The following is a 24,938-nucleotide window of genomic DNA, read 5'->3' as shown; positions in this document are numbered from 1 at the left end:
GGCGCGGGCATTCGGGAGCAAGCCCCGCCTCAGGTGGCGTCAGCCCAGGATGCCCCGGTCGTAGGCGACCGCCACCGCCGCCGCGCGGTCGTTGACGCCCAGCTTGGCGTACAGGTGGGTGAGGTGGGTCTTGACCGTGGCCTCGCTGATGAACAGGACGCGGGCGATCTCACGGTTCGAGGTGCCCTTGGCCACCAGGGCCAACACCTCGCGCTCGCGGGCCGAGAGGGGGTCCTGGGTCGAGGCGGGCGCGCGGACCGCCGAGACCAGCCGGGATGCGACCGCCGGGGAGAGCACCGTACGGCCCTGCGCTGCCGCGCGGACGGCGGTGAAGAGCTCCTCCCGCGGGGCGTCCTTCAGCAGATAGCCCGTCGCGCCCGCCTCGATCGCGGGGAGGGTGTCGGAGTCGGTGTCGTAGGTGGTGAGGACGAGCACCTTGGCGCGGGCGCCGCGGCGGGTGAGTTCCGCGATGGCCTCGACGCCGTTGCCGCCGGGCATGCGGAGGTCCATCAGGACGACGTCCGGGTCGAGCGAGGCGGTGAGGGCGACGGCCTCGACGCCGTTCGCGGCCTCGCCGAGGACCGTGAATCCCGGCGCTGACTCGAACATGCCGCGCAGACCGTCCCGTACGACGGGATGGTCGTCGACGATCAGCAGGGTGATCACAGCGTCATCGGTCACGTCATCGGTCATCGCGGACCAACGGTACGCGAGCCGAGACCGCCGTGCCGTGCCCCGGCTCGGCCTCGACGGTGAGGGTGCCTGCGACGCGTTCGGCGCGGGCGCGCATGCCGTCGAGGCCGAAACCGCCGGCGCGCGTGCGCTCGGGAAGCGCGAGCGGGTCGAAGCCCTGTCCGTCGTCGCGGATGTCGAGGATGACCTCGTCAACCAGGAAGGAGAGGGTGACGCCGAGGCGGGTGGCGTGCGCGTGCCGGGCGGCGTTGGACAGGGCCTCCTGGACGATCCGCAGGAGGGTCGCCGCGATCTCCTCGTGGAGTTGCTCCGCCGTGCCCGTCACGGTGAACTCGGCACGTATGCCGGTTCGTTCGGCCCATTCGGCCACCGTCTTCTTCAGCGCCTCCGGCAGACCGTCGTCCGCCAGCGCCACCGGAGCCAGGTTGTGCACGGAGCGGCGGGCCTCGCCGAGGCTGTGTCTGGCGAGCCCGGAGGCGCGTTCGAGGTGGGTGCGGGCGGTGGTCAAGTCGGTCGCGCCGGCCACGACCTGGAGCTGGGCGATGATGCCCGTCAGGCCCTGGGCGATCGTGTCGTGGATCTCGGCGGCCAGCCGGCGGCGTTCGTCGGCGACGCCCGCTTCCCTCGCCTGGACGAGGAGTTGTGCGTGCAGGGCGGCGTTCTCGTCGAGGGCCTGTTGCAGGGCGGCGTTGGTGCGTTCGAGTGCGGTGATGGTCTCGGTGCGCTCGTGGGAGCGCCGCGTCTCCTGCTCCTGCAGATGGGCGACCACCATCTGCAGGCCGGAGTTGGCGACCAGGAGCGCGGCGAAGAGGATCCACTGGACACCGCTCCCGAACGGCAGCCCACCGGCCTGCGCACCGGCCACGGTGACCGCGCTCGCGAACAGTCCGAGCCGCTGCCGCCGGATGCCCCGGATCAGCTCGTCGGCGTCCATGTATCCGGCTGCGGCGTAGAACGCGAAGAACGGGTTGAGCCAGCTGAGGGCGAAGGCGAGGGCCCAGCGGACGCCGTAGTACGCCGTTCCCGCCCGGGACGGGATCCGGCCACGGCCGGGACGGCGGGAACGGGTGCCGTGCCACCACAGCTGGAGGGCGACCGCGGCGGCGACCAGGGTCCAGCCGGCGTACCACTTGGCGGAACGGTCCGTCAGGCCGGTGGAGGCGACCGCGAGGACGACACTCATGCCGAGCAGCCCGTACGGCCCCCACATGTGCAGCTGCTCCCAGCGCCGATCGATCTGCCGGTCCCTGGCGGTCATCTCCCCAGTCTGCACGGCCGCCTCCCCTACTCCCAGCGGAACCAGCGCGAGGCACCGGCCGTCAGCAGCACCGTCCAGGCCGCCAGCACTCCCAGGTGCGCCCAGCCCGGCCAGTCGCCCGCCGCCGCCCGGTTCAGGGCCTGCGCGGCGGCGCCGAACGGGGTGTAGCCGACGACTCGAGCGAGTCCGTCCGGCATGGCCTGCACCGGCAGCCACACGCCCGCGCAGAACATCATCGGGAAGAACACCGCCGACCCGATCGCGCCCGCGATCTTCGTCGTCCGGGACAGCGCGGAGACCACGGCGCCGAGCGCGAGCGCGGCCAGGATCGCGAGGAGCAGGGCGAGGAGATAGCCGTACGGCTGCTCGGGCAGTCGTACGTCGAAGGCGAGTCGGCCCACCGCGAGCGCGCACAGGGCCGAGACGAGCGCCGCCGCGCCGTAGACCAGCATCTGCGCGGACAGCAGGGCGGACGGGCGTACCGGAGTGGTGGACATGCGGCGCAGGATGCCGCGCTCGCGGTAGCCGGTGATGTTCTGCGGCATCGCCTGCAGCGCGCCGACGATCATGCCGAGGAGTACGGCGACCGGGACGTACACGTCGACCGTGCGCAGGCCGCCCAGGTCGGCGTGGTGTTGGCGGAAGGACGGGATGGAACCCAGGATCACCAGCAGCAGGGTGGGGAACGCCAGGATCCAGAAGAGGGCGCCCGGTTCGCGGCGGAAGAGACGCAACTCGGTGCGCAGGACCGCGGTGTTCATGAGGTGACCTCCGTCAGGTCCAGGAACGCGTCGTCCAACGTGGCGTCGGTGACGCGGAGTTGGCGGGCGGTGATGTGGCCCCGGGCGAGCAGGGTGATGACCGCGTTGACGGTCTCGTCGGTGCCGGACAGCGTGATCCTGCCGTCCTTGTGCTCGACCGACGCGAGCGCGGGCAGCGCGTTCAGGTCACCCTCGTCCAGCGGCGCGGACGGCGTGAAGCTGATGACGGTGGAGCCCGCCGAGCGCCGGATCAGGCCTGACGGGGTGTCCAGGGCGGCCACCCGGCCCTTGTCGATCACGGCGACCCGGTCGCACAGGCGCTGCGCCTCCTCCATGAAGTGCGTGACGAGCAGGACGGTGACCCCGCTCGCCCGGACGTCCTCGATGAGCTGCCAGGTGTCGCGGCGGGCGCGCGGGTCGAGCCCGGTGGTCAGTTCGTCGAGGACGACGACCCGGGGGTTGCCGATGAGCGCGAGCGCGATGAACAGGCGCTGTTTCTGGCCTCCGGAGAGCTTCGCGAAGCGGGTGGTGAGCTTGGCGGTCAGGCCGAGGCGTTCGGCGAGGGGCCGCCAGTCGGCGGGGTGCCGATAGAAGGCCGCGTACAGCTCCAGGGCCTCGCGGACGGTGAGCTTGGCCTGGAGCTCGCTCTCCTGGAGCTGGGCGCCGAGGACGCGGGCGACCTGTTCGTGGTCGGCGACGGGGTCGAGCCCGGTGACCCGGACGCGGCCCGCGTCGGGGATCCGCAGGCCCTCGACGCACTCGACGGTGGTGGTCTTGCCGGCGCCGTTCGGGCCGAGGATCCCGAAGATCTCGCCCTCCTCGACGGCGAAGGAGACACCGTCGACGACGGGCCGACCGCCGTAGGACTTGCGCAGTCCGGTGACTTCGATGACTGACATGTCCCGAGGATCCCGGCGGGACGGGAGCGGGCACATCGTCCATCACGCTCGAAGCGGCATCAGCCGATCGGTTGATGCGGCGATACGACCGAGCCCCAGGCCCGGGGCACCGGACCCGGATCCGTGGAACGATTCAGGTCGGGCCAAAACTCGGTGGGCTCTGTCAGTGCCGAACCGTAGGCTCGATCCTGATGTCCACTCCAGATGCGGTGACCCCGGGCCGAGCCGACCATTCGACCGTACGCAGCCTGCTGCGCCTGTGGCCGTACGTGCGGCCGGTGCGCACGCGGCTGTTCAGTGCCGCCTTCGTCGCGGTCCTCGCCTCCTGTACGGGGCTGGTGTTCCCGCTCGTCCTGAAGTGGATGGTGGACGGTCCGGTGGCCGAGCACGACGTGGCGGGCATCTGGCTCGGCGCGCTGTATCTGCTGCTGCTCGGTATCGCGGAGGCGGTGCTGTTCGGGCTGCGGCGGTGGCTGGTGGCGCGGCCCCTGTCGGGGGTCGAGGCCGACATGCGGGCGGATCTGTACCGGCATCTGCAGCGGCTCCCGGTCGCCTTCCACGACCGCTGGGCCTCCGGTCAGCTGCTGTCCCGGGGCACCACGGACCTGATGCTGGTGCGCCAGTTCCTCGCCTTCCCCCTGACGTTCCTGCTGGTCAACTCTGTGACGATCCTCGTCGGCGTCATGATCATGCTGGCCCAGGAGTGGACCCTCGGTCTGGTGCTGCTCGCTCCCGCGGTGCCTCTGATGGCGGTCTGCTGGCTCTTCGAGCGGCACTACTCGCTGGTGGCGCGGCGGGCCCAGGACCAGGTGGGCGATCTGACGACGGTCGTCGAGGAGAGCGTGCTCGGCATCCGCATCATCAAGGGCTTCGGGCGCCACCGCAGCCAGGCCCTCGCCTTTCGCGAGCTGTCCCGCACCCTGCGCGGCACGGAGCTGGCCAAGGCCCGCCTCCTCGCCGCCATCCTGGCGGTCATCGTCACCCTCCCCGAACTCGCCATCGGCGCCGCCCTCGTGCTCGGCACGGTCCAGGTCGCCGACGGCCGACTGTCCGCCGGCACGCTGGTGGCGTTCCTGTCCACGGCGCTGGCGCTGCGCTGGCCCGTCGAGTCCATCGGCTTCCTCCTCGCGATGAGCCAGGAGGCGGCGACGGCGACGGAGCGGTACTTCGAGGTGATGGACGAGCAGCCGGAGTCCACCGGGACATCCGCGGTCGCCGCCAGTACGTCCGCGGTCGCCAACGGGAAGGGCGAGGGCGGACTCCGCTTCCACGGCGTCCAGTTCCGCTATCCCGACGCCCCGGCGGACGCGCCCCCCGTCCTCGACCGCATCGATCTGCACATCCGTCCGGGTGAGTCGATGGCCCTGGTCGGCGCGACCGGCACCGGGAAGACCACCCTCACCGCCCTCGTCCCACGGCTGCACGAGGTGACGGCCGGGCGGATCACACTGGACGGCGAGGACATCACGGCGATGCCCCGCGAGGAGCTTCGCGCGCGCGTGGCCGTGGCCTTCGAGGAGCCCACCCTCTTCTCGGCCGGCGTCGGGGAGAACGTGCTCATGGGCGCCCCGGACACCGCGGGCGAAGCGGACCTGGACCGTGCCCTCGCCGTCGCCCAGGCCGACTTCGCGCACGCGCTCCCGCAGGGCACGCGGACCCAGGTCGGCGAGCAGGGCCTGAGCCTGTCCGGCGGCCAGCGCCAGCGTCTCGCGCTCGCGCGGGCCGTCGTGGGCCGCCCCGGCTTCCTCGTCCTCGACGACCCCCTGTCGGCGCTGGACGTCCACACGGAGGCCGCGGTCGAGGCCGCGCTGCGCCGCGTACTGGCGGAGACGACCGCGCTGATCGTGGCGCACCGCCCGTCCACGGTCCTGCTCGCCGACCGCGTGGCCCTGCTCTCCGGCGGCCGTATCACCGCGGTCGGCACCCACCACGAACTGCTGCGCAGCAACGCCGAGTACGCCCATCTGATGTCAGGTGACGAGGAGGCCGACCGATGACGGCGCCCACGACGACCGCGCCGAACAAGGAACCGGACCGGGAACCGGGCAAGGAAGCGGGCACGGAACCCGACGGTGGGGAGCCCGGCAAGGACCGTCCGGACGCGCGGGAGTCCCACAAGCACCAGGACCCCTTCGACCGCGACGCCCTGCCCACTCCCCCGGGCGCCACCGCCGCGCTGCTGCGCTCCCTCCTCACCCCGCTCAAGGCCCGCGTGGTGGTGACGATGGTGCTGCTCCTGCTCCAGCAGGCCGCCATCCAGGCGGGCCCGCTGATCGTCGCGTACGCCATCGACCGCGCCGTACCGGCGTTCCGCGCGCACGACCACGGCCCGCTGATCGCGGTGGGTGTCGGCTATCTGCTGTGCGCGCTGGCCGCCGGCGGACTCCAGTACGCCTTCACCCAGGCGTCCGCCCGCGTCAACCAGGACGTGCTGCTCGACCTGCGCGGCCGGATCTTCCGCCACGCGCAGGCGCTCAGCATCGACTTCCACGAGCGCTACACCTCGGGCCGGCTGATCTCCCGCTCCACGACGGACGTCGAGTCGCTGCGCGAACTGCTCAGCGAGGGTCTGCAGGAGCTCATCACGGTGATCCTGTCCTTCGTCTACATCTCGGCGATGCTGCTCTGGCTGGATCTGGGCCTGGGCGCGGTGGCGGTGGCGTCCTTCGTGCCGCTCTACCTTCTCGTACGGCAGTACCGGCGCCGCGCGGGCCGTATCTACCGTCTCCGCTCGACCGCGATCGCCGCGGTCATCGTGAAGTTCGCGGAGACGATGAACGGGATCCGGCCGGTGCGCGCGTTCCGCCGCGAGGAGGCCAACGACGCCGAGTTCCGGGTGCTCAACAAGCGCCACGAGCGCACCAACGGCGACGCCCTGCTGGAGATGGCCCGCTATGTCGTCGGCTCCCGACTGGTCGCCAACACGGCGGTCGCGGGGATCGTGCTGTGGGGCGCGTACCGGGTGGCCGGGGGTTCGCTGGCGCTGGGCGTGCTGGCCGCCTCGGTGCTGTATCTACGCCGCCTGTACGACCCGATCGACCGGCTGGGCATGTTCCTCAACGCCTACCAGTCCGCGGCGGCCTCGCTGGAGAAGATCGCGGGCCTGCTGGCCCAGACGCCGTCCGTGCCGGAGCCGGCCGAACCGAGGCGGCTGCCCGCGCTCGCCTCCGCGCAGCCGGGCCGCGAGGTCGTCTTCGAGGACGTACGCTTCGCCTACCGCACCGGCGGCGAGGTGCTGCCCACCTTCTCGCTCACGCTCCCCGCGGGGCAGACGGTGGCCGTGGTCGGCTCGACGGGCGCGGGCAAGTCGACGCTCGCCAAGCTGCTGGCCCGCTTCTACGACCCGACGGACGGCCGGGTCCTGCTCGACGGCGTCGACCTGCGCGAGCTGTCCGTGCCCGAACTGCGGCGCGGGGTGGTGATGGTGACCCAGGAGGCCTTCCTGTTCTCCGGCACGGTCGCCGAGAACATCGCCATCGGCCGCTCCGACGCGAGCCGCGAGGAGATCGAGCGGGCCGCCAAGGCGATCGGCGCCCACGACTTCATCAGCGCGCTGCCCGAGGGCTACGACACGGACGTACGCAAACGGGGCGGCCGTATCTCCGCCGGACAGCGCCAACTCGTCGCCTTCGCACGGGCGTTGCTCGCCGACCCGGCCGTTCTCATCCTCGACGAGGCCACCAGTTCCCTCGACATCCCGGGGGAACGGGCGGTGCAGCGCGCCATGTCGACGGTCCTGCGCGGCCGGACGGCGGTGGTCATCGCCCACCGCCTGTCCACGGTGGAGATCGCCGACCGGGTGCTGGTGATGGAGCACGGGCGGGTGGTCGAGGACGGCAGTCCGGCCGAACTCGTCGCGTCCACCGGCAGGTTCGCGGACCTGCACCAGGCGTGGCGCGACAGTCTCGTATAGCGGACGGCGAGCGACTCGTACGGCGGACGGCGGACGGTAAGTGAAAGGCATGGGGGCTGGATGATCGACGCGCACGAGGACCCGGGGACGCCCGACTGTCGGGGCGGGTGGCGGTATCTGTGGTGGCTGGTCACCCGGCAGTCGGGGCGCAGCGCGGCCGGCGCGCTGCTCGCCACGGTCTGGATGACGCTCCTGGCGCTGCCGCCGTATCTGCTGTCCCGTGCGATCGACGACGGCCTGGAGCCGGGCGACCGGGGCGCGCTGTTCGGCTGGACGGCCGCCGTGCTGGGCATCGGCGTGTTCAACGCCTGGCTGGGCATCATGCGGCACCGCACCATGACCAAGGTCCGGATGGACGCCAACTTCCGCACGGTCAAGGTCGTGGTCGGGCAGTCGGCGCGGCTGGGTGCCGCGCTGGGCCGCCAGGTCGGCGCCGGGGAGGTCGTCACGATCGGCGTCGGTGACGTCCAGACGATCAGCCAGTCGCTGACCGTCGTCGGTCCCGGCGTCGCCGCGATCGTCACCTACGGCGTGGTGGCCGCGCTGCTGATGTCGGTCTCGCTCCAGCTCTCGGTGGTGATACTCCTCGGGGTGCCGCTGACCGCCGGGTTCGTCGGCCCGCTGATGGGTCGGCTGCAGGGCGCGGAGACCGAGTACCGCGAGCGGCAGGGCGTGCTGACCGCGCGGATCGGCGATCTCGCGGGCGGCCTGCGCGTCCTCAACGGCCTGGGCGGCAAGGGGCTGTTCGCGGACACCTTCCGCCGCGACTCGCAGCAGCTGCGGACGCAGGGGTACCGGGTCGGGGCGGCGACCAGCTGGATCCAGGCACTGGGCACGGGGCTGCCGACCCTCTTCCTCGCCGTCGTGACCTGGCTCGCGGCCCGGCTGGCGGCCCAGGGGGAGATCACCATCGGCCAGTTGGTGTCCGTGTACGGCTATGCCGCGGTCCTCGTGGCGCCGGTGTACTTCTTCATCGAGAGCGGCTACCAGCTCAGCCGGGCCGTCGTCGCCGCCCGACGTGTCGTACGGTTCCTGTCCCTGGAGCCCGTCGCCGACCACCCCGACGCCCGGGACGCGCCCGCCTCCCCGGCGGTGCTGCACGATCTGGACTCCGGGGTACGGGTGCTGCCGGGGCGGCTCACCGCGCTGGTCGGAGCGGATCCCGTGGAGTCCGAGGCCGTCGTCGACCGCCTCGGCCGGTACGCGGAGTCGGCGGTCACGTGGGGTGGCGTACGGCTCGACGAGATCGCCCTGGCGCAGGTGCGCGAGCGGATCCTGGTCGCGGACAACGAGGCCGACCTGTTCGCGGGCACCCTGCGCGAGCTGGTCTCCGGCCGCCGGGAGCACGACGAGGAGACGATCGCCCGGGCGGTGCGCGCGGCGGCGGCGGACGACATCGTGCTCGGTCTCCCCGACGGTCTCGACTCGGACGTCGCCGCCCAGGGCCGCAACCTCTCCGGCGGCCAGCGACAGCGCGTACGCCTGGTGCGGGCGCTGCTCGCCGACCCCGAGGTACTGCTCGCCGTCGAACCCACCTCGGCGCTCGACGCGCACACCGAGGCGGCCGTGGCGGCCCGGCTGCGGGCCGCACGCTCGGGCCGTACGACCGTCGTCACCAGCACCTCGCCGCTGATGCTCGACCAGGTGGACACGGTGCACTTCCTGGTCGACGGAAAGGTCGCGGCGAGCGGCAGCCATCACGAACTCCTCGACGGGGAGCCGGGATACCGGGCACTGGTGGCCCGCGACACGGAAGAGGTCCTGCGATGAGCGCGCATCTGCCGGTCGCCGAACCCGCCGAGGTGCGCCGGGCGGCACTGCGGCTGATCCGGGCGGACGGGCGGGCCTTCGCTGCCGTGCTCGGCCTCAACGTGCTGGCCGCCGCGGCCGGTCTGGTCGGGCCCTGGCTGCTCGGGCGGATCATCGACGACGTACGGGCCGGGGACGGTGTGGACGTCGTGGACCGGCTGGCGTCGGTCATCCTGGTGTGCTCACTGGCGCAGCTGCTGCTGGCGCGGTGGGCCCGGTACGTGGGGCACCGCTTCGGGGAGCGGACGCTGGCCCGGGTGCGGGAGCAGTTCGTGGAGCGGGCGCTGAGTCTGCCCGCCTCGGTCGTGGAGCGGGCCGGCACCGGTGACCTGACCGCGCGCGGCACCGCCGATGTCACCGTGGTGGGCAACACCCTGCGCGACGCCGGGCCCGAACTGCTCATCTCCTGCGCCCAGGCGTTGTTCATCCTCGGCGCGGTCTTTGCCATCGCCCCGCTGCTCGGCGCCTGCGGGGTGCTCGGGCTCGTCGGCATCTGGTTCGCCCTGCGCTGGTATCTGCGCCGTGCGCGCACCGCGTATCTCGCCGAGGGCACCGCCACCTCGGACGTCGCCGAGATCCTCGCGGCCACCGCCTCCGGTGCCCGTACGGTGGAGGCGTTCGGGCTGCAGCGCGGCCGGATCACCGCGAGCCGTCGGACGCTGGAGACGTCCCGCCTCCGGCGGATGCGGACCCTGTTCCTGCGCAGCGTGTTCTTCCCGGCCGTGGAGGTGTCGTACGTCGTTCCCGTGGTCGCCGTCCTGCTGGTGGGCGGTGCCCTGCACGCGAGGGGGGCGATGAGCCTGGGTGCGGTGGTGGCCGCGACCTTGTATCTGCGCCAGCTCGGGGAGCCGCTCGACCAGATCCTGATGCAGGTCGAGCAGCTCCAGAGCAGCGGCGCCTCGTTCGCCCGCGTCGAGGGGCTGGCCCGCGCGCCACGGGCCGTACCGTCGGGCTCGCCCACCCCGGTCGACGACCGGATCGACGTGACGGAGGTCCGCTACTCCTACGACCGCGGGGGCGAGGTGCTGCGCGGAGTCGACCTGACCGTGCGGCCCGGGGAACGGCTGGCCGTCGTCGGGCCCTCCGGTGCCGGGAAGACCACTCTGAGCCGACTGCTCGCGGGCATCGACGCGCCGCGGTCCGGGTCGGTGACGGTGGGGGGCGTACCGATCGCCGACCTCGATCCCGAGCAGCTGCGCCGGCAGGTCGTCCTCGTCACCCAGGAGCACCACGTGTTCCTGGGCACCGTTCGCGACAACCTGCTGATCGCCGAACCCGCCGCCGATGACACGGCGTTGTGGGCGGCGCTGGCCGCCGTCGGCGCCGACGGCTGGGTCCGGGAGCTGCCGGACGGCCTGGACACCGAGCTCGGCACCGGCGGCCGCCGGACGGACGGGTCGCGGGCCCAGCAGCTCGCCCTGGCCCGGGTGGTGCTGGCCGACCCGCACACCCTCATCCTCGACGAGGCGACGGCCCTGCTCGATCCGACGACCGCGCGCCACACCGAGCGTGCGCTCGCCGCCGTACTGGAGGGGCGCACCGTGATCGCCATCGCGCACCGGCTGCACACCGCGCACGACGCGGACCGGGTCGCCGTGATGGAGGACGGCCTGCTCACCGAACTCGGCACGCATGACGAGCTGGTGGCGGCCGAGGGGGCGTACGCGGCACTTTGGCGGACGTGGCACGGGGACTAGGGCGGGGTTGAGCAGGGACTACAGCGGGGGCCTGAGCGGGGCCAAGGCCGGGCCCTGAGCGGAGGCTGAGCAGGGCCAGGGCGGAGGCCTGAGCGGGGGCTGAGCAGGGCCAGGGCGGAGGCCTGAGCGGGGGTCAGGGCCGGGCGCGTCGGGGCTTGTCCGGCTGCTCTGGGCGCGGTGCGGCACGGTGGTCGCGCCTTGCCGGGCCACCGACCGGACACACTCCGGCGAACAGTCCGCATGCCGAACATGAACACCCGGACAACGGACGAATTCCGGCCAAGTTCCTGACGCGGTCCTGACAGAAAGCGAAATCTCCTGCCACTCTTCCCACGGCAACTTCACAGCAACCTCACAGCGCCGTCGCTGTGTCGCGGCCGTGGGCCTTCGGCAACTGGTCCCGCGTTCCACCCTGTTCTGCCCTGTTCCACCTGTTCTGCCCTGTTCTGCCCGGACGGGTACCCACCCCGACCGGATCCCCACTGGCCGCGCGAACCGTGGCCACGCAGAAGGAGTCAGTGTGTTGAGCAGCAGTTCCTCCCACAGACGCACCTCCCACACCACCCAGCGCCGTGTCGCGGCCGTCGCCCTCGTCGGCGTCTCCGCCCTGCTGGCCGCGGCCGTCCAGTCGGGCGCCGCGAGCGCGGCCCCCGAGAAATCCTCCCTCGGCAAGATCAACCGTGGTTCTCTCGCCATCCAGCTCACGCCTTCGCAGCGCGCGGAGCTGATACGCGACGCGGACTCCGCCAAGGCGGCCACCGCCAAGGACCTGGGCCTCGGGGCCAAGGAGAAGCTCGTCGCCCGCGACGTCATCAAGGACGCGGACGGCACGGTCCACACCCGCTACGAACGCACGTACGCGGGACTCCCGGTCCTCGGCGGCGACCTCGTGGTCGACACCACCAAGGCAGGGAAGACCGAGCGGGTCGTCAAGGCGACGCGGGCCACCCTCGAGGTCGCCTCGCTCACGCCCGCCATCGCCGCCTCCAAGGCGGAGAAGCAGGCCCTCTCCGTCGCCAAGGCCGACGGTTCGAAGAAGACCGACGCCGACCGGGCGCCCCGCAAGGTGATCTGGGCGGCGGACGGCAAACCGACCCTCGCGTACGAGACGGTCGTCGGCGGCTTCCAGGACGACGGCACCCCGAACCAGTTGCACGTCATCACCGACGCGGCCACCGGCAAGAAGCTCTACGAGTACCAGGGCATCGAGACCGGTATCGGCAACACCCAGTACAGCGGCCAGGTGACGCTGACGACCACGCAGTCGGGCTCCAACTACACGCTCACCGACGGCGCGCGCGGCGGCCACAAGACGTACAACCTCAACCGCGGTACGTCCGGCACCGGCACCCTGTTCTCGCAGACCAGCGACACCTGGGGCAACGGCACCACGTCGAACGCCGCGACCGCGGGCGCCGACGCGCACTACGGCGCCGCCGAGACCTGGGACTTCTACAAGAACACCTTCGGCCGCAGCGGCATCAAGAACAACGGCGTGGGTGCGTACTCCCGGGTCCACTACGGCAACGCGTACATCAACGCGTTCTGGGACGACGGCTGCTTCTGCATGACGTACGGCGACGGGGCCGGCAACGCGGACCCGCTGACCGCCATCGACGTGGCGGGCCACGAGATGAGCCACGGCGTCACCTCCAACACCGCGGGTCTCAACTACTCCGGTGAGTCCGGCGGCCTGAACGAGGCGACCTCGGACATCTTCGGCACCGGCGTCGAGTTCTACGCCAACAACGCCTCCGACCCCGGTGACTACCTCATCGGCGAGAAGATCGACATCAACGGCGACGGCACCCCGCTGCGCTACATGGACAAGCCCAGCAAGGACGGCGGCTCGGCGGACAACTGGTCCTCCAGCGTGGGCGGTCTCGACGTCCACTACTCGTCCGGTGTCGCCAACCACTTCTTCTACCTGCTGAGCGAGGGCAGCGGCGCCAAGGTCATCAACGGCGTCAGCTACAACTCGCCGACCGCCGACGGCCTTCCGGTCACCGGCATCGGCCGGGACAAGGCCCTGCAGATCTGGTACCGGGCGCTCACCACCAAGTTCACCTCGACCACCAACTACGCGGCGGCCCGCACCGGCACGCTCGCGGCGACGGGCGAGCTGTACGGCACGACGAGCGCCGAGTACACGGCGGTGCAGAACGCCTGGGCGGCCGTGAAGGTCGGCTCGCGTCCGGGCGGTGGCGGCGGTACGTCGTTCGAGAACACCGGCGACGTATCGATTCCGGACAACGGAGCGGCCGTGACGTCGTCGATCGCGGTCACCGGCCGTACCGGCAACGCCCCGTCGAACCTTCTGGTCGACGTGAACATCGTGCACACCTGGCGCGGCGACCTGGTCGTGGATCTGCTGGCCCCGGACGGCACGGTGTACCCCCTGAAGGCCTTCAGCTCCTCCGACTCGGCGGACAACGTCCAGGAGACCTACACGGTCAACGCGTCCTCCGAAGTCGCCAACGGCACTTGGAAGTTGAGGGTGCAGGACAAGGCCGCGCAGGACACCGGCTACATCAACAGCTGGAAGCTGACGTTCCCGTAGACCGCGTCTGAACACACGGCACCGAGAGGGCGCCGCCCCGGGGGTCGAACCCCGGGGCGGCGCCCTCTTTGCCGTGCCATGACTCTGCTTTTGTTGCCGATTGACCAAGATCGAGATCCGCGTAACGAACAGCGATCTTCACTCAACGGACGCTTTTCGGCCAAGATTCCATTGTCCTCCTGACATGTACGCGTCCTTGATGTCACTCTTCCACCGCACGGCTCACTCGCACCGCAACTTCGCACCTTCCGTACGGCCACCCCACGCCGTCCGGTCGCCCCCACAAGAGGAGATTGCGTGACCCCCCTCTACGCGCGTCACAAGCGCACCACTCTGGCCATCGCGACCGCTGTCGCTGCCGGAGCCCTGCTCGCCACCGGTCTGACCACCGGTGCCTCCGCCCAGACCGACTCGGCCGCCGCCAAGGCGAAGCTCCCCGGCTCCACGGTCCTGCTCTCCGCCGCCGCGCGCACGAGCCTGATCCAGCAGGCCGACGCGGCCGCGCCCGAGACCGCCCAGCAGATAGGCCTCGGCGCCAAGGAGAAGCTCGTCGTCAGAGACGTCCTCAAGGACGCGGACGGCACCGTGCACACCCGCTACGAGCGCACGTACAACGGCCTTCCGGTCCTCGGCGGCGACCTGGTCGTCCACGAGTCCAAGGCCGGCAAGACCGAGGGCGTCACCAAGGCCGTGAAGACGGCCATCAAGGTCGCCTCCCTCAAGCCGCAGGTCACCACCGCGAAGGCCGAGAAGCAGGCTCTCACCGCCGCGAAGGCCGCCGGCTCGGAGAAGACCACGGCCGACCGCGCCCCCCGCAAGGTGATCTGGGCCGCCACCGGCAAGCCCACCCTCGCCTACGAGACGGTCGTCGGCGGTCTCCAGGACGACGGCACCCCGAACGAGCTGCACGTCATCACCGACGCGGCCACCGGCAAGAAGCTCTACGAGTACCAGGGCATCGAGACCGGCACCGGCAAGACCCTCTACTCGGGCACGGTCACCCTCAACACCACCCTGTCGGGCTCGACGTACCAGCTGACCGACGGCACCCGCGGCGGCCACAAGACGTACAACAAGTCGCACACCACCACCTCCTCCGCGGGCACCCTGTTCACCGACGCGGACGACACCTGGGGCACCGGCGCGGCCTCCAGCTCCACCACCGACCAGACCGCGGCCGCCGACGCCGCCTACGGCGCTCAGGTGACGTGGGACTTCTACAAGAACACGTTCGGCCGCAGCGGCATCAAGAACAACGGCGTCGCCGCCTACTCGCGCGTCCACTACGGCAGCGCGTACGTCAACGCGTTCTGGGACGACAGCTGCTTCTGCATGACCTACGGCGACGGGTCGGGCAACACCCACCCGCTCACCTCGATCGACGTGGCCGGCCACGAGATGAGCCACGGCGTCACCGCCAACACGGCCGGTCTGAACTACTCGGGCGAGTCCGGCGGTCTGAACGAGGCGACCTCGGACATCTTCGGCACCGGCGTCGAGTTCTACGCCAACAACGCCTCCGACCCCGGTGACTACCTCATCGGCGAGAAGATCAACATCAACGGCGACGGCACCCCGCTGCGCTACATGGACAAGCCCAGCAAGGACGGCGGCTCGGCGGACAACTGGTCCTCCAGCGTGGGCGGTCTCGACGTCCACTACTCGTCCGGTGTCGCCAACCACTTCTTCTACCTGCTGAGCGAGGGCAGCGGCGCCAAGACCATCAACGGCGTCAGCTACAACTCGCCCACGTACAACGGCGCGGCCGTCACCGGCATCGGCCGGGACAAGGCCCTGCAGATCTGGTACAAGGCGCTGACGACGTACTTCACGTCAACGACGAACTACAAGTCGGCCCGCACGGGGACGCTCTCCGCGGCGTCCGCCCTGTACGGCTCGACCAGCACCGAGTACAAGGCGGTGGCCGCGGCCTGGACCGCGGTCAACGTGAGCTAGTGCCCACGGGGTCCTCGAGACCCACTTAGGCGCCTTGGGCGGTACCCGGAGAGAAGGCACCTCCGGGTACCGCCCTACGCTGTCCCCCATGGTCTCCCCGGACAACCCCTTCACATACGAGGACGTGGGCGCGACGCGCGACGGCCGCTGCCCGCCGGGGTTCCACCCCCTGCATCTGCGCACCCGCGTCGGCGAGGGCGAGGCCGTCTTCCGCGCCGCGTCCGAAGCGGTGATGACCTGGGGGATGCACCGCGCGATGGGCGTGGGCATGACCACCACCGCCGACAAGGCGGCCCCCGGAGTCGACGTCACCGTCGGACTCGGCCCGCTCAAAGCCCCCTGCCGTGTGGTCTGGACGGTCGAGGAGTACCGCCGGGTCGGCTGGGCCTACGGCACCCTGCCCGGCCACCCCGAGCACGGCGAGGAGGCCTTCGTGGTCGACCGCACGGGCGACGGCACGGTCTGGCTGACCGTGACCGCCTTCAGCCGTGCGGCCAAGTGGTACACCCGTGCGGGCGGACCGGCGACCCGGGGGCTCCAGCACGCCTATGCGCGGCGCTGCGGGGCGGTACTGCGCCGGCTGTGCGCGGGGTTCGAACCGTAGGCCCGCCGCCGGCCTTGCGCTTTCGCCTCGCTCAGCGCATCAGGACCCCGGCCTCCTCCCCCACCTCCTCCGAAGGCATCGTCACCAGGCCCAGCTCGGCGCCGGACGCGAGCAGTCGGTGCGTGGGGAGAATACGGACCGTGTAGCCGAACGGGCCGGTGCGGTCGAGGGAGAGCGGACCCTCGTACACCCAGCGCCCTTCCAGGTCAGGACCGCCCGCCGGTTTCAGCGGGACGCAGCTCGCGTCCGCGATGCGGTCCTGCGAGTCGACACGGCCCGAGACCGCCTGGACCTCGACGTCGTCCGGGACGAGGTCGGCCAGCGCCACCCGCACGCGCAGGGAGAGGGTGGTGCCCAGTTCGGCGGTCGTGGTGGCGGCGGAGGCCTCCAGATGGTCCACCGTGACCCGGGGCCAGGCCGCCCGGACGCGGGACTTCCAGGCGGCCAGTTCGCGGGCCGTCTCCGGGGCCAGGGCGCGGTGGGCGCGGGCCGCGGGGGCGTACAGGCGCTCCACGTACTCGCGCACCATCCGGCCCGCCAGGACCTTCGGGCCGAGATGGGTCAGCGTCTGGCGGACCATCTCGATCCACCGGTCGGGCAGACCGTGCTGGCCCCGCTCGTAGAAGCGGGGCGCCACACGCTGTTCCAGCAGCTCGTAGAGGGCCGCCGCCTCCAGGTCGTCGCGGCGGTCGTCGTCCGTCGCCGTGCCGTCCGCCGTCGGGATCGCCCAGCCGAAGTCCGGCTGGAACCACTCGTCCCACCAGCCGTCCAGGACGGAGAGGTTCAGACAGCCGTTGAGCGCCGCCTTCATCCCGGACGTGCCGCAGGCCTCCAGCGGGCGGAGCGGGTTGTTCAGCCAGATGTCGCAGCCCGGGTACAGCTTCTGCGCCATCGCCATCCCGTAGTCCGGGAGGAAGACGATCCGGTGGCGCACACGCGGGTCGTCCGCGAACCGGACCAGTTCCTGCACGAGTCGCTTGCCGCCGTCGTCGGCGGGGTGCGCCTTGCCCGCGACCACGATCTGGATCGGGCGTTCGGCGTGCAGGAGGAGGTCCATCAGACGGTCGCGGTCGCGCAGCATCAGGGTCAGACGTTTGTAGGAAGGGACGCGGCGCGCGAAGCCGATCGTGAGGACGTCCGGGTCCAGCACCCCGTCGATCCAGCCGAGTTCGGCCGTTCCGGCGCCGCGCTGGCGCCAGGAGGCTTGCAGACGTTCCCTCACCTCGAGGACCAGTTGTTCGCGCAGCACCCGGCGCAGGTCCCAGATCTCCTGGTCGGCGATGTCCGCCACCGCGTCCCAGCGGTCCGAGCCGCCGACCGTCATCGCGTCCTCGGTGCGCTGGGCGCCGATCTGGCGGGCGCCGAGACGGAAGACCTCCGGTGCCACCCAGGTCGGTGCGTGCACGCCGTTGGTGACCGAGGTGATCGGGACCTCGTCCGGGTCGAAACCCGGCCACAGCCCGGAGAACATCTCGCGGCTGACGTGACCGTGGAGCAGCGACACCCCGTTGGCCCGCTGGCCGAGCCTGAGCCCCATCACGGCCATGTTGAAGAGGTTCGGCTCACCGCCCGGGTAGGTCTCCATGCCGAGGCCGAGGATGCGCTCGACGTCGATACGGGGGAGTTCGGCGTCCGGGCCGAAGTGGTGGGCGACCAGTTCGCGGTCGAAGCGGTCGATGCCGGCGGGGACGGGGGTGTGGGTGGTGAAGACGGTACCGGCGCGGACGGATTCGAGAGCGGCCTCGAAGTCCAACCCGCCGTTGCCGCCGTCCCCGTCGTGCCCGTCGTGCCCCTCGGCGAGTTCGGCGATGCGTTCCAGGCCGAGGAAGCCCGCGTGGCCCTCGTTGGTGTGGAACACCTCGGGCTGGGCGTGGCCGGTCAGCCGGCAGTACGTCCGTACGGCGCGCACCCCGCCGATGCCGAGCAGCATCTCCTGAAGCAGCCGGTGCTCGCTGCCGCCGCCGTACAGCCGGTCGGTCACCCCGCGTTCGCCGAGGTCGTTCTCCTCGACGTCGGAGTCGAGCATGAGGAGGGGGACGCGACCGACCTGGGCCAGCCAGATGCGGGCGCGCAGGGCGCGGGCGCCGGGGAGGGCGAGGGTGACCTGGGCCGGGGTGCCGTCGGATTCACGCAGGGGTACGAGAGGGAGTTCGTTGGGGTCGAGGACGGGATAGTGCTCCTGCTGCCAGCCGTCTCGGGAGAGGGACTGGCGGAAGTAGCCGTGCCGGTAGAGGAGTCCTACGCCGATGAGGGGTACGCCGAGGTCGCTGGCGGCCTTGAGGTGGTCGCCGGCGAGGATGCCGAGGCCGCCGGAGTACTGGGGCAGGGCCGCGGCGATGCCGAACTCGGGTGAGAAGTAGGCGATGGCCGCGGGGAGGTCGGGAATCTGGGTCTGGGTCTGATACCAGCGTTCGCCGGTCACGTAGTCGCGCAGGTCGTCGGCGACGGCGGCGAGGCGGCGCAGGAAGCGGCGGTCCTCGGCGAGTTCCGCGAGGCGGTGGGGAGGGACGCTGCCGAGCAGGCGTACGGGGTCGCCGTCGGAGGCGGTCCAGCGTTCGGGGTCGACGGACTGGAAGAGGTCGCGGGTCTCGGCGTGCCAGGACCAGCGCAGGTTGCGGGCGAGGTCACTGAGCGGGTGAAGGGCGTCGGGCAGTACGGGGCGAACGGTGAATCTGCGGATTGCCTTCACAAGTTCCACCTTCACAAAAGACGTATGCGGCGGGATGTACGTCACCGACGACGGTAGCGGCGAGGGTGTTTCCACGACACGGCGCATCGATGAACTCCGGCGTCGTGGGTGGCGGGCGCGTGGGTGGGTCGGGGGCGTGGGTGGGTCGGGGGCGTGGGGGTGTGTCGAGCCCGTCGCCGCCGGATCAGACGTGGGCCGGGCAAGCGAGCCGCTGCTCGATCCGAACGTAAGCGACGGGCTTACGACCCACCCCCACGCCCCCTTCGGCAGTCCGCCGACCGCGGGTGAGTGGAACACGAGGTCAGGGCGTGGGGATGCCGGGCGGGGCGCATCCCCCGCTTCAGGGGCGCGGGGAACTGCGCGACCAGCCCCCACCGGCCGTCAGCCGAACGAATCACCCGGGCGGGGGATGCGGGGCGCAGCCCCGCTCCAGGGGCGCGGGGAACTGCGCGACCAGCCCCCACCGGCCGTCAGCCGAACGGATCACCCGAGCGGGGGATGCGGGGCGCAGCCCCGCTCCAGGGGCGCGGGGAACTGCGCGAACGGCCCCCACCGGCCCGCAGCCGACGGACTCGGCCGAGGGCGTCGACAAGAGGAACCGTCGACCGGGAATCGACGCGACCATTCCGCCCCACCCCCGGAGGGTATGGCCGATTCCGCCCGCATCGGCGACCTTGTGGTGCTTCACACCACACGAGAGGCTGCCAAGTGGCGTACGCGCGACCCCGGTCGCACACCGGTCGGTCCCGGTCGGCGTACGCCGACTTGAGGAGGGGAACTCACGTCATGGCACAGACGAGACAGCGGCGTCTGCGCTGGGCAGGATGCCTCACCGCGGTCACGACGACCGCGGTGCTTTCGGCCATCACCCTGCCCGCGCACGCCGCCCCGGAGGGGCGGATACTCGGCGCCGGCGAACCCGGTTCCGTCAGCGGTAGTTACATCGTGACGCTCAAGGGGGGTACGAAGGCTCCGTCGTCGGCGGGTAAGGGCATCGCCGAGAAGTACGGAGCGCGAATCAGCCATACGTACGGCACGGCGCTCAACGGGTACGCGGTTCAGGTGGGCGAGAAGCAGGCGCGGCGGCTCGCGGCGGACTCCCGTGTGGCCTCCGTCGTCCAGGACACCCGGGTGGCACTCGACCACGTCGAGAAGAACCCGCCGTCCTGGGGGCTGGACCGGATCGACCAGCCCGCTCTGCCGCTCGACAAGGGCTACACGTGGCCGGAGTCGGCGGGCGCGGGCGTGACGGCGTACGTCATCGACACGGGGATCCGGATCACGCACAAGGACTTCGGGGGGCGGGCCGGTTACGGCTGGGACTTCGTGGACAACGACAAGGCGGCGGGGGACGGGAACGGACACGGGACGCATGTCGCCGGGACCATCGCGGGGACGACCTACGGTGTGGCGAAGAAGGCCAAGGTCGTGTCCGTGCGGGTGCTCGACAACGCCGGGGCCGGCACGACCGCGCAGGTCATCGCCGGTATCGACTGGGTGACCCGGCACGCGCACAAGCCCGCGGTCGCCAATCTGAGCCTGGGCGGCCACGCGAACGCCCAGTTGGACGCCGCCGTACGCAACTCCATCGCCTCCGGAGTGACGTACTCGGTCGCGGCGGGCAACGACGGACTGGCCGCCGGGCTGTACTCCCCCGCCCGGGTCAAGGAGGCGCTGACGGTCGGGGCGAGTGACCGGGCCGATGCCCGGGCGAGCTTCTCCAACTTCGGCGCGGCGCTGGACCTGTTCGCGCCCGGCGTGGCGATCACGTCGGCGTCGTACGCGAGCGACACCGGGAAGGCGACCTTCTCCGGTACGTCGATGGCGAGCCCGCATGTCGCGGGCGCGGCGGCGCTCTATCTCGCCGGTCACCCGAAGGCGACCCCGGCCCAGGTGGGCAAAGCGTTGGTCGGGCGGGCGGTGTACGGGAAGGTCGGCGGCGCGGGACTCGGTTCGCCGAACAGGCTTCTGCAAGTCACCCGTTCCTAGGGAACCGCCGCAGCAGGCACCGGCCTCGCCCGTCGGACGAGGCCGGTCTTGTGTGGAGACTTACGCGTAAGTAGTTAGCAACCTGCCGGATTGCTCACCCGAATAGGGTGGGAAGGCTCCCCCGGTACGCCCCGCAGGCCCCACCTCCCCACACCGTCATCCGCCCACCCACGTTGACGCGGACAGGAGCGGTCATGCCCGCCACGCACCACACGTCGCCACCCCCGACGACCACCTCCGACACACCCCCCATACGCAAGGTCGACGCCGTCCCCCGCGCCCCGGAGCAACCCTCCGAACAGGCAGTCGAAGGCGGCGAGAGCGTCGGACGCATTCCCGTCGTCGACGTTCGGCCCCTCGTCCTGCAAGGCCGCCGCCCCGCCAAGGCGGTTGTCGGCGAGGTCTTCGAAGTCACGGCCACCGTCTTCCGTGAAGGCCACGACGCCGTCGCCGCGAACGTCGTCCTGCGCGATCCGGAGGGCCGCACCGGCCCCTGGACCCCGATGCGCGAACTCGCCCCCGGCACCGACCGCTGGGGCGCCACCGTCCGTGCCGGGACGACCGGCCACTGGACGTACACCGTGGAGGCCTGGAGCGATCCGGTCTCCACCTGGCGCCATCACGCGGGGATCAAGATCCCTGCGGGCATCGACACGGAACTGGTCCTGGAGGAGGGCGCCCGGCTGTACGAGCGTGCTGCCGCCGGAGTGCCGAAGAGCAAGGGCAGAAGGGATGTCGTCCTCGCCGCGGCGGACGCGCTGCGGGACACCGGCCGTTCCTCGGCGGCCCGGCTCGCCGCCGCCCGTACCCCTGAAGTGGACAGGGTCCTTGACCGTCATCCGCTGCGTGAGCTGGTCAGCAGCTCGGAGCCGTTGCCCCTGCTGGTGGAGCGCGAGCGGGCGCTGTACGGCTCCTGGTACGAGTTCTTCCCGCGTTCGGAGAGCGGACATCTCGATCCGCCGGTGCACGGCACGTTCCGCAGCGCCGCCGAGCGACTGCCCGCCATCGCGCGGATGGGCTTCGACGTCGTGTATCTGCCGCCGATTCATCCGATCGGGACCACTTATCGCAAGGGGCCCAACAACACGCTCTCGGCGGGGGCCTACGACGTCGGTGTGCCGTGGGCGATCGGCTCCCCGGAGGGCGGGCACGACGCCATTCATCCGGACCTCGGCACGATCGACGACTTCGACGCCTTCGTGAGGCGGGCGGAGCGGGAGGGGCTGGAGATCGCGCTCGACTTCGCGCTCCAGTGCTCGCCGGATCATCCGTGGGTGCAGAAGCATCCCGAGTGGTTCCACCACCGGGCGGACGGGTCGATCGCGTACGCGGAGAATCCGCCGAAGAAGTACCAGGACATCTATCCGATCGCCTTCGACCAGGACATGCCGGGGCTGGTCCAGGAGACGCTGCGGGTGCTGCGGTACTGGATGAGCCACGGCGTGCGGATCTTCCGCGTCGACAACCCGCACACCAAGCCGGTCGTCTTCTGGGAGCGGGTCATCGCGGACGTCAACCGCACAGACCCGGATGTGATCTTCCTGGCCGAGGCGTTCACCCGGCCCGCGATGATGCGCACGCTGGGGGCGGTCGGCTTCCAGCAGTCGTACACCTACTTCACCTGGCGCAACACGAAGGAGGAGCTCACCGACTACCTCAGTGAGCTGTCGGGGGAGGCGGCCGCCTACATGCGGCCCAATTTCTTCGTGAACACCCCGGACATCCTGCACGAGTTCCTTCAGCACGGCGGGCGGCCGGCCTTCGAACTGCGTGCGGTGCTCGCCGCGACGCTGTCTCCGACCTGGGGCGTCTACAGCGGATTCGAGCTCTGTGAGAGCACCCCCCTGCGTGCGGGCAGCGAAGAGTACCTGAACTCCGAGAAGTACCAACTGCGTCCGCGGGATTGGGAGTCGGCGGAGCGGGAGGGTCGTAGCATCGCGCCATTGCTGAGGGCGCTCAACGCCGTCCGCCGGCGCAGTCCGGCATTGCGCCAGTTGCGCGACCTCCACTTCCACCACACGGACAAGGACGCGGTGATCGCCTACTCGAAGTCGGTCACGGACGGGAGCGGATCGAACACGGTTGTGGTGGTGGTCAACCTCGACCCCCACCACACCCAGGAGGCGACGGTCTCGTTGGACATGCCGCAACTCGGCCTGGACTGGCACGAGTCCGTGCCGGTGCGCGACGAGCTCACCGGCGAGACCTACAACTGGGGCAGGGCCAACTATGTGCGTCTTGAGCCAGGGCATAGCCCCGCGCACATTCTCACCGTCCTGCGACCGTCCTCACCGCAGATCGGAGGGTCACCCACCACATGATCGTCAACGAGCCCGTCCCGGACACTTTCGAGGACACCCCGGCCAGGGACCGCGACCCCGACTGGTTCAAACGCGCCGTCTTCTACGAAGTCCTGGTCCGCTCCTTCCAGGACAGCAACGGCGACGGCATCGGCGACCTCAAGGGCCTCACCGCGAAACTCGACTACCTGCAATGGCTGGGCATCGACTGCCTGTGGCTGCCCCCGTTCTTCAAATCACCCCTCAGGGACGGCGGCTACGACGTCTCCGACTACACCGCCGTCCTGCCCGAATTCGGTGACCTCGCCGACTTCGTCGAATTCGTCGACGCCGCCCACCAGCGCGGCATGCGCGTCATCATCGACTTCGTCATGAACCACACCAGCGACCAGCACCCGTGGTTCCAGGAGTCCCGCACCAACCCCGACGGACCCTACGGCGACTACTACGTCTGGGCCGACGACGACAAACAGTACGAGGACGCCCGGATCATCTTCGTCGACACCGAGGCCTCCAACTGGACCTTCGACCCGGTCCGCAAGCAGTACTTCTGGCACCGCTTCTTCTCCCACCAGCCCGACCTCAACTACGAGAACCCCGCCGTCCAGGAAGAGATCATCTCCGCGCTGCGGTTCTGGCTGGACCTGGGCATCGACGGGTTCCGGCTGGACGCGGTGCCGTACCTGTACCAGGTCGAGGGAACGAACTGCGAAAACCTTCCGGCAACCCATGAGTTCCTGAAGCGGGTCCGCAAGGAGATCGACACGCACTATCCGGACACGGTGTTGCTGGCGGAGGCGAACCAGTGGCCCGAGGACGTCGTCGACTACTTCGGCGACTTCCCCTCCGGCGGCGACGAGTGCCACATGGCCTTCCACTTCCCCGTCATGCCGCGGATCTTCATGGCGGTCCGCAGGGAATCCCGGTACCCGGTCTCGGAAATCCTGTCGAAGACCCCCGCGATCCCCTCCGGCTGCCAGTGGGGCATCTTCCTGCGCAACCACGACGAGCTCACCCTCGAAATGGTCACCGACGAAGAACGCGACTACATGTACGCGGAGTACGCCAAGGACCCGCGGATGCGCGCCAACATCGGCATCAGGCGGCGGCTCGCCCCCCTGCTCGACAACGACCGCAACCAGATCGAACTGTTCACCGCCCTGCTGCTGTCCCTGCCCGGCTCACCGATCCTCTACTACGGCGACGAGATCGGGATGGGCGACAACATCTGGCTCGGCGACCGCGACGCGGTGCGCACCCCGATGCAGTGGACACCCGACCGCAACGCGGGCTTCTCCTCGTCGGATCCCGGCCGGCTGTTCCTGCCCACGATCATGGACCCGGTCTACGGCTACCAGGTGACGAACGTCGAGGCCTCCATGTCCTCACCCTCGTCCCTGCTGCACTGGACCCGCCGCATGATCGAGATCCGCAAGCAGAACCAGGCCTTCGGCCTCGGCTCCTACACGGAACTCCAGTCCTCCAACCCCGCGGTCATCGCGTTCCTGCGCGAAGCCCCCTCGACCGAGGGCAAAGAGGACGACCTCGTCCTGTGCGTGCACAACTTCTCCCGCTTCGCCCAGCCCACCGAACTGGACCTGCGGGCCTTCAACGGCCGCCACCCGGTCGAACTCATCGGCGGGGTGCGATTCCCGGCCATCGGAGAGCTGCCGTACTTGCTCACCCTCGCGGGTCACGGCTTCTACTGGTTCCGGCTCCGCAAGGACGCCGTCTGATCCAAGGCCAGACTCCAGAACCCGGTCGGCGGGGCGGTTTCCTCCGTCCCGCCCTGGGCACGCATCAGTAACAC

At 70.7% G+C, this 24,938-nt stretch carries 15 protein-coding genes; 10 read left to right on the top strand and 5 right to left on the bottom strand.

Annotated elements, in window-relative coordinates:
• Nucleotides 1-39: 39 nt before the first annotated feature.
• The 4 genes from OG798_RS35835 to OG798_RS35820 are packed head-to-tail and all read right to left on the bottom strand — an operon-like array spanning nucleotide 40 to nucleotide 3,611.
• Nucleotides 40-693: a response regulator gene (locus OG798_RS35835; RefSeq protein WP_121414970.1), complete on the bottom strand. Its 654-nt coding sequence runs from the start codon at nucleotides 691-693 to the stop codon at nucleotides 40-42.
• On the bottom strand, nucleotides 683-1,951 hold the full coding sequence (locus OG798_RS35830; protein ID WP_328758292.1) for a sensor histidine kinase: 1,269 nt from the start codon (nucleotides 1,949-1,951) through the stop codon (nucleotides 683-685). Before OG798_RS35830 ends, OG798_RS35835 begins: the two co-directional genes overlap by 11 nt.
• A gap of 26 nt (nucleotides 1,952-1,977) precedes the next feature.
• Nucleotides 1,978-2,712, bottom strand: a complete 735-nt coding sequence (locus tag OG798_RS35825; protein WP_121414972.1) for an ABC transporter permease — start codon at nucleotides 2,710-2,712, stop codon at nucleotides 1,978-1,980.
• Nucleotides 2,709-3,611: an ABC transporter ATP-binding protein gene (locus tag OG798_RS35820; protein WP_328758291.1), complete on the bottom strand. Its 903-nt coding sequence runs from the start codon at nucleotides 3,609-3,611 to the stop codon at nucleotides 2,709-2,711. Before OG798_RS35820 ends, OG798_RS35825 begins: the two co-directional genes overlap by 4 nt.
• A 191-nt stretch (nucleotides 3,612-3,802) precedes the next feature.
• On the opposite strand from OG798_RS35820, the gene OG798_RS35815 reads away from it, so the two are divergent.
• The 7 genes from OG798_RS35815 (at nucleotide 3,803) to OG798_RS35785 (ending at nucleotide 16,150) form a co-directional block, all read left to right on the top strand.
• Nucleotides 3,803-5,608 carry an ABC transporter ATP-binding protein gene (locus OG798_RS35815; protein ID WP_328758290.1) on the top strand — a complete coding sequence of 602 codons (1,806 nt, stop codon included), beginning with the start codon at nucleotides 3,803-3,805 and terminating at the stop codon, nucleotides 5,606-5,608.
• Nucleotides 5,605-7,524 carry an ABC transporter ATP-binding protein gene (locus OG798_RS35810; RefSeq protein WP_121414975.1) on the top strand — a complete coding sequence of 640 codons (1,920 nt, stop codon included), beginning with the start codon at nucleotides 5,605-5,607 and terminating at the stop codon, nucleotides 7,522-7,524. Before OG798_RS35815 ends, OG798_RS35810 begins: the two co-directional genes overlap by 4 nt.
• A gap of 60 nt (nucleotides 7,525-7,584) precedes the next feature.
• Complete coding sequence (locus OG798_RS35805) at nucleotides 7,585-9,294, top strand: ABC transporter transmembrane domain-containing protein (protein ID WP_267062870.1); 1,710 nt, start codon at nucleotides 7,585-7,587, stop codon at nucleotides 9,292-9,294.
• A complete protein-coding gene (locus tag OG798_RS35800; RefSeq protein WP_121414977.1) occupies nucleotides 9,291-11,030 on the top strand; it encodes an ABC transporter ATP-binding protein in 1,740 nt (579 codons plus the stop codon). Before OG798_RS35805 ends, OG798_RS35800 begins: the two co-directional genes overlap by 4 nt.
• Before the next feature lie 523 nt (nucleotides 11,031-11,553).
• Nucleotides 11,554-13,590, top strand: coding sequence for a M4 family metallopeptidase (locus tag OG798_RS35795; RefSeq protein WP_121414978.1), 2,037 nt, complete (start codon nucleotides 11,554-11,556; stop codon nucleotides 13,588-13,590).
• Between the two features lie 297 nt (nucleotides 13,591-13,887).
• Nucleotides 13,888-15,546: a M4 family metallopeptidase gene (locus tag OG798_RS35790; RefSeq protein WP_328758289.1), complete on the top strand. Its 1,659-nt coding sequence runs from the start codon at nucleotides 13,888-13,890 to the stop codon at nucleotides 15,544-15,546.
• A gap of 88 nt (nucleotides 15,547-15,634) precedes the next feature.
• A complete protein-coding gene (locus OG798_RS35785) occupies nucleotides 15,635-16,150 on the top strand; it encodes a DUF1990 family protein (RefSeq protein WP_095852523.1) in 516 nt (171 codons plus the stop codon).
• 31 nt (nucleotides 16,151-16,181) lie between these two features.
• On the opposite strand, the gene glgP is transcribed toward OG798_RS35785, so the two are convergent.
• Nucleotides 16,182-18,839, bottom strand: coding sequence for an alpha-glucan family phosphorylase (glgP, locus tag OG798_RS35780; protein WP_328758288.1), 2,658 nt, complete (start codon nucleotides 18,837-18,839; stop codon nucleotides 16,182-16,184).
• Nucleotides 18,840-19,625: 786 nt separating this feature from the next.
• Between glgP and OG798_RS35775 the strand changes: the two genes are divergently transcribed.
• The 3 genes from OG798_RS35775 (at nucleotide 19,626) to treS (ending at nucleotide 24,864) form a co-directional block, all read left to right on the top strand.
• The gene (locus OG798_RS35775; RefSeq protein WP_097224731.1) at nucleotides 19,626-20,828 is read left to right on the top strand and encodes a S8 family peptidase; all 1,203 of its coding nucleotides are present in this window, start codon (nucleotides 19,626-19,628) and stop codon (nucleotides 20,826-20,828) included.
• Between the two features lie 194 nt (nucleotides 20,829-21,022).
• Nucleotides 21,023-23,149, top strand: a complete 2,127-nt coding sequence (locus OG798_RS35770; protein ID WP_328758287.1) for an alpha-1,4-glucan--maltose-1-phosphate maltosyltransferase — start codon at nucleotides 21,023-21,025, stop codon at nucleotides 23,147-23,149.
• The gene (treS, locus tag OG798_RS35765; RefSeq protein WP_097224733.1) at nucleotides 23,146-24,864 is read left to right on the top strand and encodes a maltose alpha-D-glucosyltransferase; all 1,719 of its coding nucleotides are present in this window, start codon (nucleotides 23,146-23,148) and stop codon (nucleotides 24,862-24,864) included. The genes OG798_RS35770 and treS overlap by 4 nt, the downstream gene beginning before the upstream one ends.
• Nucleotides 24,865-24,938: the final 74 nt, after the last annotated feature.

Source organism: Streptomyces sp. NBC_00271 (genome assembly GCF_036178845.1).
GTDB lineage: Bacteria > Actinomycetota > Actinomycetes > Streptomycetales > Streptomycetaceae > Streptomyces.
This window is presented reverse-complemented; position numbering and strand designations above follow the sequence as displayed.